Origin of the sequence: Methylobacterium sp. P1-11 (assembly GCF_008329595.1) — a bacterium.
Classification (GTDB): domain Bacteria; phylum Pseudomonadota; class Alphaproteobacteria; order Rhizobiales; family Beijerinckiaceae; genus Methylobacterium.
The window spans coordinates 97875-109184 of the sequence record NZ_NPKS01000022.1 but is presented as its reverse complement, the minus strand read 5'-3'; the positions used below and the strand labels follow the sequence as shown (position 1 = coordinate 109184).

10 protein-coding genes and 2 pseudogenes are annotated in these 11310 nt (G+C 67.9%); 4 read left to right on the top strand and 8 right to left on the bottom strand.

Translation table 11 applies throughout. The annotated features are described in order from the left end of the window. Window positions 1–147: pseudogene (locus CIW48_RS21505) on the bottom strand (IS3 family transposase); the annotation flags it as partial. A gap of 50 nt (window positions 148–197) precedes the next feature. Here CIW48_RS21505 and CIW48_RS21500 point away from each other — a divergent pair. Further along, window positions 198–917: pseudogene (locus tag CIW48_RS21500) on the top strand (DDE-type integrase/transposase/recombinase); the annotation flags it as partial. Window positions 918–1064: 147 nt separating this feature from the next. Here CIW48_RS21500 and CIW48_RS21495 read toward each other — a convergent pair. The 3 genes from CIW48_RS21495 to CIW48_RS21485 are packed head-to-tail and all read right to left on the bottom strand — an operon-like array spanning window position 1065 to window position 5194. After that, on the bottom strand, window positions 1065–3320 hold the full coding sequence (locus CIW48_RS21495) for a xanthine dehydrogenase family protein molybdopterin-binding subunit (protein ID WP_149312582.1): 2256 nt from the start codon (window positions 3318–3320) through the stop codon (window positions 1065–1067). Between the two features lie 13 nt (window positions 3321–3333). Then, the gene (locus CIW48_RS21490; protein WP_149312581.1) at window positions 3334–3780 is read right to left on the bottom strand and encodes a (2Fe-2S)-binding protein; all 447 of its coding nucleotides are present in this window, start codon (window positions 3778–3780) and stop codon (window positions 3334–3336) included. Between the two features lie 10 nt (window positions 3781–3790). Then, entirely contained in the window at window positions 3791–5194 is a 1404-nt protein-coding gene (locus tag CIW48_RS21485; RefSeq protein WP_149312580.1) for an MATE family efflux transporter, read from the bottom strand. A 222-nt stretch (window positions 5195–5416) separates the two neighbouring features. Between CIW48_RS21485 and CIW48_RS21480 the strand changes: the two genes are divergently transcribed. After that, on the top strand, window positions 5417–5890 hold the full coding sequence (locus CIW48_RS21480; RefSeq protein ID WP_149312579.1) for a MarR family winged helix-turn-helix transcriptional regulator: 474 nt from the start codon (window positions 5417–5419) through the stop codon (window positions 5888–5890). A gap of 94 nt (window positions 5891–5984) precedes the next feature. Here CIW48_RS21480 and CIW48_RS21475 read toward each other — a convergent pair whose 3' ends face one another. The 3 genes from CIW48_RS21475 to CIW48_RS21465 form a co-directional block, all read right to left on the bottom strand. Further along, complete coding sequence (locus CIW48_RS21475) at window positions 5985–6731, bottom strand: SDR family oxidoreductase (protein ID WP_149312578.1); 747 nt, start codon at window positions 6729–6731, stop codon at window positions 5985–5987. A 126-nt stretch (window positions 6732–6857) separates the two neighbouring features. Next, complete coding sequence (locus CIW48_RS21470) at window positions 6858–7259, bottom strand: DUF427 domain-containing protein (protein ID WP_149312577.1); 402 nt, start codon at window positions 7257–7259, stop codon at window positions 6858–6860. A gap of 32 nt (window positions 7260–7291) precedes the next feature. Continuing rightward, on the bottom strand, window positions 7292–8038 hold the full coding sequence (locus CIW48_RS21465; RefSeq protein ID WP_149312576.1) for a glucose 1-dehydrogenase: 747 nt from the start codon (window positions 8036–8038) through the stop codon (window positions 7292–7294). Window positions 8039–8202: 164 nt separating this feature from the next. Between CIW48_RS21465 and CIW48_RS21460 the strand changes: the two genes are divergently transcribed. Next, window positions 8203–9114 (top strand): LysR family transcriptional regulator, encoded by a 912-nt coding sequence (locus tag CIW48_RS21460; protein WP_149312575.1) that lies wholly within the window; start codon window positions 8203–8205, stop codon window positions 9112–9114. Between the two features lie 41 nt (window positions 9115–9155). Here the strand turns inward: CIW48_RS21460 and CIW48_RS21455 are convergent, their stop codons facing one another. Then, a complete protein-coding gene (locus tag CIW48_RS21455; protein ID WP_149312574.1) occupies window positions 9156–10046 on the bottom strand; it encodes a LysR family transcriptional regulator in 891 nt (296 codons plus the stop codon). Between the two features lie 222 nt (window positions 10047–10268). On the opposite strand from CIW48_RS21455, the gene CIW48_RS21450 reads away from it, so the two are divergent. Then, window positions 10269–11282 carry an SDR family oxidoreductase gene (locus CIW48_RS21450; RefSeq protein ID WP_197739365.1) on the top strand — a complete coding sequence of 338 codons (1014 nt, stop codon included), beginning with the start codon at window positions 10269–10271 and terminating at the stop codon, window positions 11280–11282. Window positions 11283–11310 lie beyond the last annotated feature (28 nt).

Below are 11310 nucleotides of genomic sequence, written 5' to 3'. Positions count from 1 at the left end.
CCGCAGCGTCTCGCCCGAGCAGCCGATCTTGGCGGCGATCGACTGCATCGCGGCCCAGGGTGAGCTGTGCTCGCCCTGATGCTCCCGGACCATCCGGACAGCCCGCTCGCGGACCTCAGGGGAAAACGGTGGGGTATGCTTCGTCATGGCTCCAGTCTCTCAAGAGTTGGAGCCTCCGGGAAACCCGGGGCGGTTCACACCTGAACCGGGACGCGGTCTACCGCATCCTCAAGGCCGAGGGCCTCAACCGGCTGCCGCCCGCTGAGAAGGCCCGCAAGCCGCACGGCAGCTTCAAGGACTACGAGGTCGGCTTTATCCACGTCGACGTAAAACACCTGCCCAAGCTGCAGGACTGTGATCGCGTCCTGCGCAAGCGCTACCTGTACGTCGCGATCGACCGCGCCTCGCGCTACGTGCACTTGGCCGTCAAGGACGACGAGACCACCGCCTCCGCCGTCGCCTTCCTCGACGAGGCGCTCGGCGCCTTTCCCTTCAAGGTTACGCACGTGCTCACTGACCGCGGCTCGTGCTTCACGGCCGACGCCTTCGAGCACGCCTGCAAGCGGCACGGTGTGCAGCATCGCACGACGAAACCTTACACGCCGAAGACCAACGGCATGGTTGAGCGCTTCAACGGCCGCGTGCAGCGCGAGGTGCTGGGCATCACGCTCTGGAGCCACCAGGATCTTGAGACGCTGCTGACCGGCTTCAACGTCGCCTACAACGGCCGCCGTCAGCGCGTCCTGAAGGGCCGCTCACCCGACAGGGTCCTGCGCGAGCGGCTGAAGGCGAAGCCTGAGCTCGCCAAGCCGGTCACCAAACCGCCGGACCCGGAGGCACTCCCGAAAGCTCTCAAGGTAGTTGCACGCGCCAAGGAGGTCTCGCATCCAGACAGGGGCAGATATCGATTTCGTTGATTTCCGCCGGATTTGATTTCACCGCCGAATTTGATCGATTCGCCTCTCTTCGCCGACGTCGTCTCATCGCTGTTCGATGCTGGGGCGGTCCATGGACGATCGATCCCCAGTCTCGATGAGTGTGTGCAACCTGCACCAGCCTGTGCACTAAACGCCCGAAAGCTTTTCCTTGGCGAGCGGCAGGCTGCGCACGCGGCGGCCGGTCAGGGCGGCGACCGCGTTGACCACCGCGGGTGGAACGCCGGGCAGGCCCGGCTCGCCGATGCCGCCCATGGGGGCGCCACTCTCGATGATGGTGACGTGCACGCGCGGCATGCGGTCCCGGTCGAGGATGGGGTAGGTATCGTAGTTGCGGGCCTGCCGCGTTCCGCCCTCATAGACCACCTGCTCTAGCAAGGTTGCCGAGAGCCCGAGAGCGGCGGCGCTCTCGACCTGGCGCTTGACGATGGCCGGGTTGACGATGCTGCCCGGATCGATGGCGATCCACAGGTCGTGAACCTTTGCCTCGCCATCCTTGAGCGACACCTCGGCGATCGTGGCGGTCTCCGAGCCGAAGGGCGATGCCATGGAGACGCCGCGTGCGCGCCGGGTCCCGTCCGCGGCCTGGAACGGGCCGCGCTTCCAGCCGCCCGCGAGGTCGGCGACGGCCTTGAGCAAGGTGGCGTGGCGTGGGCTGTCCTTCAGCAGCGCCATGCGCAAGGCAAAGGGATCCTTGGAGCCCGCATCGGCCAACTCGTCGAGGAAGCTCTCGTAGAAGAAGTCGTTCATGGAGTGACCGACCGAGCGCCAGAAGGCGATGGTAACGGGATGCGCGACCTTCACGTAGTTGAGGCGTCGGTTGGCGATCGCGTAGGGCTTCTTGTCGAGGCCCTCCACCACAGAGGAATCGACCGGCGCCTTGAAGATCGAGCCGAACCAGCGGCTGATCGGCCCCTCGCCCACGGCGGTCGTTTGGATCGCAAGGGGCATCCCGTCGGCCCCGAGCGCGGCGCGGAAGCGGGCGAAGCCGATGGGCCGCACCGCATCCATGCCGAACTCCTCCTCGCGCGACCACAGCACCCGCACCGGACGGCCCGTCGCCTTGGCGAGCAGGATCGCCTGCGGGAACGGGTTAGACGAGCCGTAGTAGAAGTGGCGCCCGAAGAACCCGCCGAGCATCGGCGAGTGGATGCGCACAGCATCGGGCTGGAGCCCTGCGACCTTCGCAGCCACGGACTGGAACAGCTCCGGCATCTGGTTCGGCAGCCAGACGTCGAGAGTGCCGTCCGCATTGAAGCGGGCGATGGACGAGGGCGGCTCCAACTGCGCATGGGCGAGGTAGGGCGCGTCGTATTCCGCCTCGACCACCCGGCTTGCCTTGGCGAACGCCCCGGCGACGTCCCCCTCCGCCTCGGCCGATAATCCGGGCTCGCGCGTGGCCTTGAGGGCCGCCAGCATGGCAGTCGACGAGAACGTGCCCGAGACGGTGGCAAGGCCGTCGGCGGCGGGTTTCGTCCAGGCGACGCTCAAGGCCTCTACCGCCTTGCGGGCCCGCCACCAGCTGTCGGCGACAACCGCCACGGCGCCGGGCAGGCGGTGGACCGAGTGCACGCCCGGCATCGCCTTCACCGCTGCCTCATCCGTCAGCGCCTCTGGTTCGGTCCCGAGGTGGGGGGCGTGCTGCACGGCGGCGTGGAGCATGCCCTCGACCTTGAGGTCGATGGCGTAAGTGGCCTTGCCCGTCGACTTGTCCTGCATGTCGAGGCGGGCCACCGGCTTGCCGATGTAGCGGAAGTCCTTGGGATCCTTGAGCGGCACGTCCTCGCGCGGCAGTAGGGTGAGGGCAGCCGCGGCCAGTTCGCCGTACCCGAGGCTGCGGTTCGACGCCTTGTGCACCACCCTGCCGTCATCGGTGGTGAGCGTCTCCTGCTTCACGTCGAGCCGGGCGGCGGCCGCGCGCAGCAGCATCTCCCGGGCGGTGGCGCCGAGGCGGCGCATGACGGCGTAGCTCGATCGGGTCGAGAAGCTGCCACCGGTCAGACGCAGGCCGTTGACGACGGCGTAGTCGGGGCCGGGCGGCGCGCATTCCACCACGAACCGGCTCGGGTCGATGTCGAGTTCCTCGCCGATGGTCTGGGCGAGACCGGTGTTGATGCCCTGCCCACCCTCGACGAACGGGCTCAGGAGCTTGATCGTGCCATCCGGACGGATTTCGAGGAACGCGGCGACCCGCGTTCCGGGCTTCGGGGCGATGGCCGCGGCGCCCTCCGCCTGAGCGAAAGCGGGATCCACCGGAAGTCCGACGCTGAGGATCAGGGCGCCGCTCGCGGCGCCTAGGAAGCCGCGGCGGGAGAGGTTGCGTATCGGCTTCTGGCTCGCGGCCGGCGTTGCGTGGGTGAGGCGCAGGGGGGTGAGATCGTTCATGGTGCGTCGCTCCTCAAGCCGCGGCCTGCCGCACGGCGGCGGCGATGGCGTTGTAGGTTCCGCACCGGCACAGGTTCGTCATCGCCTGCCCGATGTCGCCGTCGGTAGGTCTCGGGTTCTGCTGCAGGAGGGCGGTGGCGGCCATGACCTGGCCGGACTGGCAGTAACCGCATTGCGGCACCTGCACGCCGACCCATGCCTCCACGACGCGCTTGCCGACCGCGTCCTGCCCGATCGCCTCGATCGTCGTGATCTTGGCGTTCCCGACGCTTTCCGTCGGGATCTGGCACGAGCGCGTGGCCTGCCCGTCGAGGATCACGGTACAGGCCCCGCATTGACCGATGCCGCAGCCGTACTTCGTGCCGGTCAGCCCGAGGGTGTCGCGCAGGACGAAGAGCAAGGGCGTGTCGCCTTCGACATCCACGTCGTGCCGCGTGCCGTTGATCGTGAGGGTCTGCATGATGCGCCTCCTAGAATTTCGCCGTGGCGGGATAGTCGTCGGCTTGGACGGTAGTGGGCCGGGATGCGCGACGCGGGGGAAGCCAGGCGCCGGAGGCCAGCGACGCGGCGTTGCCCGTCCCCATCGCGGCCAGTCCGAGGCCGAGGGCCAGGAAGAGGCCGTTCGTTCCCCAGCCGAGGTGGAGCGCCAGGGCCCCGCCGCCGAGGGACACGAGGACCCGGACGATGCCGGAAGCCAGGGGCCAACCGACGCGGCCGGCACCCTGCGCGGCGAAGTACAGCGCCAGGCCGAAACCGAAGAAGCCGTAGAAGGGGCCGACGATGCGCAGGTACGCCGCTCCCGTCGCCAGCATCGTGGCGTCATCGCCGAACAGGCGGAGCCAGGCATCGGGCGCCACGGCTGCGGCCATGCCCAGCACCTCCGTGACGCATCCCGAGATGATCGCCCCGGTCCAGGCCGAGCGTCGTGCCCGACCGATGTCGCCGGCGCCCGCCGCCGTGCCGACCATGGCTGAGAGCGGGGCGCCGAAACCGAACACGATCGGGACCAGGAGATATTCGAGGCGTACCCCGGTGCCGTAGCCGGCGACTGCTCCTGGTCCCTGCAGTCCGACGAGACCGGTCGCCGTCGCGATCGTGACATTGGTTGTGGCGGTGACCAGCGCTGAGACCGCGCCGACCCGGAGGATCGCGCCGAGCGCCGCACCGGACAGCGCCGGTGGGCGCAGGGGTGGCCGGAGCACGCCGCGCCCCGACCAGAGGTAGGTGGCGAAGATCGCCACGCCGACCGCATAATAGGCGAGCACCGCGACGCCGCCACCGAAGATGCCGAGCTGTGGGATCGGCCCCCAGCCGAAGATTAGGGCGGGCGACAGGGGAACGAGCGCGACCGCTCCCCCGCACGTCACCGTGGCCGGCAGGGTCATGTTTCCGGTACCCCGGATCACCGCGGCCAGCGCGTTGAACAGCCAGACGAGCAACGCTCCCGAGAACACCACGGCGGAATAGGTCGTGGCCGCATCGAGGGATAAGCCCGTGCCGCCCATCGCCCGGAACAGCTCAGGTCCGAACGCCAGCACCAACGCCGTGGTGAAAATGCCAAGGGCCACCGCGATGGCCACCGCATGCCATACCAGTCCGTTCGCCTCGTCCTCGCGACCGCCGCCGAGCGCGCGTGAGATCGCCGAGAGAATCCCGCCGCCGACCGCACCCGCCGAGACCATCTGCACGAACATCAGGATCGGGAAGACCAGGGCCATGCCGGCGAGGGCGTCGGTGCCGAGCTCGGCCACGAAGTAGGTCTCGATCAGGCCGATCGAGGCCTGCACCACCGACATCAGGACGTTCGGGGCTGCCAGGCGCAGCAACGTCGGCGTGACCGGATCGTGCAGCAGCGCTCGTGTGCGTGCGTCCATCGTGTGACCTCGACGGCGACAGGTGGCGGACCCGCGGCAACGCCGCGATTGAATGAAGCCGGAACCGAGTGGATATAGGTGCATATGCAAGTTTCTATAACTTGCATATGCACGTTCCTGCGCGGACGGGTCAAGCCAGCCGCCGAGCCTTCGTCGGGAAAGCGCGACGCTCGTCCGCAGCGGCGCGTGTACCCGACCGAGCGATCGCGATAGGACGCGACCATGACCGACGATCCCAGCACCTGCAGCAACGCCGTCCTGCGCCAGGCCATGCGCCGCATCGGCCAGCTCTACGACGACGCTCTGGCGCCGAGCGGCTTGCGCGCCACGCAGCATGGGTTGCTCGCGACAGTTCGGAAGATGGGCTCGCCGACGATGCGTGAACTCGCCGAACGGGCGGTCATGGACCTGTCCGGCCTCAGCCACACGCTGAAGCCGCTGACGCGGGACGGGTATCTTCAACTGGTGCCCGATCCGCGGGATCGTCGCGCCCGACGCATCACGCTGACCGAGAAGGGAGAGGCCAAGCTCGTCGAGACGGCGCGGCTGTGGCGCGGAGCCCAGGATCGCTTCGAAGCGGTCTTCGGCATGGAGCGAGCCGTCGCACTCAAATCCGAGTTGCGCTTCCTGACCTCGCCGGAGTTCCAAGACGCGTTCAACGACGCCGGTCTGAAGGCGGGAACTGGCACTCGATGAGCAAGTGGATCCGTGATCGACCGATATGACGGTGCGGCGGCGATCACCCGCCTCGCTGCCCGGGCGGGGTCCGGGCTCGCGCCGCTGAACCGCCTCAAAGCTTGGACCCACCGTCGACTCGCACCGTTTCCCCGGTGATCCAACGCGACGCGTCCGAGGCGAGGAACGCGATCACCTCGCCCACGTCGTCGGGCTGCCCGATGCGTTGCAGGGCCTGTATTCCGAGGATGTATGCCTGTCCTTCCTCGGTCCTGGCGAAGTGCGACATGTCGGTGTTGATCACGCCCGGTGCGACTGCGTTGACGCGGATCCCGCGCCCACCGAGCGCGGCGGCGAGGTGCTTCACCAAGGTATCGATGGCGCCCTTCGTGGCCGCGTAGACCGCGAGGTTCGGGACGACGGTGTTGGCCACGACCGAGCCGGTGAAAACGATGCCGCTGCCACTGCCGAGGATCGGCAAGAGTTGCTGCACAAGGAAGAACGGCGCCCGTACGTTCACGGCGAAGTGCGCGTCGAAGTCGGTAACCGTCGTCTCCTCGATGGTCGCGGCCGTGGCTATCCCGGCGTTGGCCACGAGGATGTCGAGGCGTTCGCCGACGATGGTCCGCGCATGCTCGGCCAGGGTGTGCGCGCCCTGCGGTTGCTGGAGATCGACGCCGATCTTGTCGGCGCGACCACCACCCGCCTCGATCTCGGCGACGAGGCTTGCAGCCTCCGCCTCGGCGCGCCCGTAATGCACCAGCACCTGAGCGCCGGCCTTTGCGAGCGCCAGGGCGGCGGAACGGCCTATGCCGCGCGAGCCGCCGGTGACGAGAGCGGTCTTCCCGGTGAGGTTGATCATGACAGATCTCCTGACGATTGAAGGGGTCGCTCGACCGGCCGCCCTCGCCGATGCTCCCGCGGTGTCCCTTGCGAGTTCGGGGAGCATGCAGCTGAGCCGGCACGGGATGCCGAGGTACGAGGATCGTTAAGACACCGGCCGGTCTACGGGAGCATCCACGCGGTCGGGATAGAAGGCGAGGTGATCCTTGATCGCCTTTACGGCTGCGTACGGGGCCTCGTAGGACCACACGGCGTCCACGGAGCGCTCGCCGCCATGCGACACGCTGAAGTAGACGCAATCACCCTTGTAGGGGCAGTAGGTGGAATGATTGGTCCGCGCGAGAAGCGTCATGTCGACGTCCTTGCGCGGGATGTACTGGACGGGCGGATAGGCGGCCTCGCGCAGGGTAAGGGCCTCGTGGGTGTCGGCTACCACCCGACCAGCCACGGTGACGACCACGCGGTTCGGGTTGAGTACGATATCGATTGGGTGGTCCGGACCGGGAACCTTGATCGGCTTGCCGCCGCTCTGGGCTGATTGTTCCATGTCATCTCCTTGTTCTCGGTGGCGCCGTGGGATCACACCAGGGACTTACCCCCGTCCACGGACAGGATTTGGCCGGTCGTGAACGAGGATCGATCCGAGGACAGGAACACGATGGCGTTCGCGACCTCGTCGGTGGTCCCCACGCGTCGCATCGGCACCGTGGAGACGAGCCCGGCCTTGCCTTCCGCGCCTCCCGTGAAGCGATCGAGCATGCCGGTGTCGGTCGGCCCCGGGGCCACCGCGTTCACGCGCACGCCGAAGCCCGCCGCCTCCAGGGCGGCCGACTTGGTCAGTCCCTCCACCGCGTGCTTGCTGGCCGCGTACACCGAGGCACCAGCCGCCCCGGCATGGCCGTAGGTCGACGAGACGTTGACGATGCTCCCGGATCCTTGCGCCTGCATGACGCGCAGCTCGTGCTTCATGCTCAGCAGCGTGCCGAGGACGTTCGTGTCGAAGGTCGCGGCTAGGCTCTCCGCCGTCTGCTCGGTGACCGGTCCGGGACGGCCCTCGGTGCCGGCGTTGTTGACCGCCGCGTCGAGGCGACCGAAGCGCTCGACCACCTGATCGACCAGGTTGGCGACCTCCTCATCACTGCGGACGTCCGCCATGATGAACGCGGCATCGGCGCCGGTCGCCTCCAGCTCCGCGACGAGGGCACGACCCGCATCCTCATGCCGCCCGGAGATGACCACGGTGCCGCCCGCCCGGGCGAAACCGAGGGCGGCGGCGCGGCCGATACCCGTGAGGCCGCCGGTGACGAGAACGACTTGCTTGCTCATGATAGCCTCCATCCGGACCCCGGACGCCGTGTGCCGGAGGCACCCCGTCCCGATCCTGGCGCCGCGGTATCCGGCGCCGGTGGAGAGAGGGCTAGGTGGTTCTGGCGGTCGCGGAAAAGACTTTGTAGGACGGTGGGCATACCTTGCAGGCATGGAGCCGTGTCTTGGAACTGCGGCACCTGCGTTACTTCGTTGCCGTTGCCGAGGAGGGCAGCCTGACGCTCGCCGCCGAACGACGGCTGCACACCGCGCAGCCCTCGCTCAGCCGGCAGATCCGGGACCTTGAAGCCGAGGTCGGCGTCGCTTTGCTCGACCGCAGTGTGCGCGGTGTCGTGACGACGGAGGCCGGCCGCGCCTTTCTGGAACATGCTCGCCTGGCCCTTGCGCAGGTCGAGGCGGCCAAGGACGCTGCACGCAAGGCTGCGCGCCCGGTCAAGGCCGCCTTCGTGCTGGGCTTTCTAACGGGTTACGAAGTGGACTGGCTGGCGGGCGCTATCAGCGTGCTGCGCGACGTGCTGCCGGAAGTGGACGTCACCATATCCAGCCGGACCTCGCCCGAACTCGCCGCGGCGCTGATGGAGGGCAAGGTCGACGTCGCCTTCATGAGGGCTGAGGCGAACATGCCGGACCTCGCGTTCGTCCCCCTTACGAAGGATCCGCTGATCGTCATTCTCCCCAGTGACCATCGCCTGGCGACACGGGATGCGATCCGCCTCGAAGACCTGGCGGATGACCCACACATCATCGTGGCCTGGACCGCCCCGACCCTGCGCCTGATCATCGACGAATGCCTGGCGCGGTCCGGCCTCGACATCACGCCGACGCATGAGGTGGACAATCTCTCGATGGCGATGTCGCTCGTCTCGTCCACCAGGGGCGTCGCCCTCTTGCCGGCCTACGCTCGCAACTTCCTGCCCTGGTCGGTCGTCAGCCGCCCCTTGGCCACGATCGGCCAGCCGCCGGGCATCGACCTCGTCCTCGGATATCGCAAGGAGCACTCGCCGGAGGTCCTGAGGCTGTTCCTGTCACGGGTCGACGACCTGGTCGCGCGCGCCACAAATCGCCGACCCGGATAGGGGCACGGTGCGGCGTGGACGGACCGACACCGTCGTGACGGTCACGTATCGGCGCCCTTCATACGCTCGGACAGGAACTCGATGAACAGACGGGCGCGGACCGGCAGTCGCCGGCCGAACGCGTGAACGGCATACGCCGTGTTGCTGGCCGTCGGCAGCCCCGGCAGCAGTTCGACGAGGCGCCCCGCCATCAGGTCGTCGGCGACGGCGATCCGAAGCAGATAGGCGACCCCCGTGCCCATCAGGGCGGCCTGGCGGAGCGACCCGCTGTCGTCTGAAGCGAAGGGCCCGTCCGGCACTACGGCGACATCACCGAACGTGTAGGGCCATGGTCGCCCGGCCAGCAGATAGCGGAGGCAGGCGTGCTTTTGCAGGTCGTCCACCGTGTCCGGCCGCCCGTGCCGCTCAACGTAGGCGGGCGAGGCGACGAGCATGAAGCGACAGGACCCAAGGGGCCTCGCCACCATCTCGGTGTCGCGTAACGGACTCATCCGCACGGCGATGTCGTAGCTCTCCCGGATGAGGTCGACCTTCCTGTCGCTGATGTTCAGCTCAAGGTGCACGCCGGGATGGCGCCGCACGAACTCGGCCGCCCAGGCCGAGATCAGCATGCGTCCGAGCTCCTGCGGCGCCGAGACCCGAAGCTGGCCATGGGCGGTGGTCGCGGCCTGCACGACGTCCTCCGCATCCTCGATGGCACGGAGCAGCGGGGCGACCTGCTCGTAATAGGCCTGTCCCTCCGTGGTGAGGCTGAGGATGCGGGTCGACCGTTGGATGAGGCGCACGCCGAGACGCCGCTCCAGCCGGGCCACGCTCTTCGATACGGCGGATTGGGTCGAGCCTACCACGCGGCCGGCAGCGCTGAACGAGCCAGCCTCGGCAGTGCGGACGAAGGCGATGAGTCCCGTCGTCTTTTCCAGGATCGTCGTCATTCGAGACCTCCGGGAATAAGAGAAGCTCCATCTCCATAGGTACCGCGAATAATCGTCGGGGCTAACTTGCCGTGATGGTGTTCCGAAACCGGTGCGCCAAGGCGATCGACCCGATGCGGGTGCGCCTGTCCGAGAAGGAGATCCCCCATGACGTCGCCCATCGAGAACGGTACAACCCACGAGATGCTTGTCGTTGGGCCCTACGGGGTGCTCGGCACGGGCGTGATCGACGCGGCGCTCCGGGATCCGGACTGGGGCGTGGTGACCGCGGCCCGTCGTCCGCCCCCGGGTTACCATTTCGTCGGGCGCGAAGCTCCTCGCCACGTCGGCATCGACCTGCTCGATAGGCCATCCGCGATGGCCGCGCTTTCCGCCCTCGGCGGCGTCACCGACCTGGTGTTCGCGGCGTACGTCGAGGGCGAGACGATGGCCGCAGGCGTCGAACCAAACCGTCGGATGATGGCCAACACGCTCGACGGCCTCTCGAACCGCGACACGCCCCTCCGACATGTCGTGCTGATGGGCGGCGCCAAGTCGTACGGCTTCCATCTCGGGTCGTTCAACGCGCCGGCGAAGGAGAGCCAAGCCCGCATCCTGGCGCCGATCCACTATCACCAGCAGGAGGACATGCTCGCCGAGTGGTCGAACCGCACCGGCGGCGCGTTCACGGTCCTGCGCCCTCATGTCGTGATGGGTCCGAGCGTCAACTCGCCGATGAACCTGGTGACGGGCTTGGCGACCTATGCGGCCATGAGCCGGGAACGGGGCGTCCCGCTGCGTTTCCCGGGCAGCGCGGCCGGCTGGTCGGCCCTGCAGCAGACGATGGACGCGGAGGTTCTTGGACGGGCGACCATATGGGCGCTCGGTGCGGCGACGGCGCGGAACGAGATCTTCAATATCACCAACGGCGACGAGTTCCGCTGGCGCCAGCTCTGGACCGTCCTCGCCGATTTCTACGGTATTCCGGTCGCCGAACCGCTGCCGATGTCGCTGACCGAGCAGATGGGCGGCCAAGGGGATCTCTGGGACACGATCGTCGCCAGGCACGGGCTCGTCCCCACGTCCTACGGGCAGATCGCGAACTGGGCGTTCCTTGATTACATGCTGAACTTTTCCGATGACACGACCCTGAGCACGATCAAGATCCGCCACGCCGGCTTCGGCGAAAGCCTGGATACCCACGATAGCTTCCTGAGGCAGCTCACCAGGCTACGAGAAATGCGACTGATACCTTGACAGGCGCCCCGATGGGGAAGGTCGATCC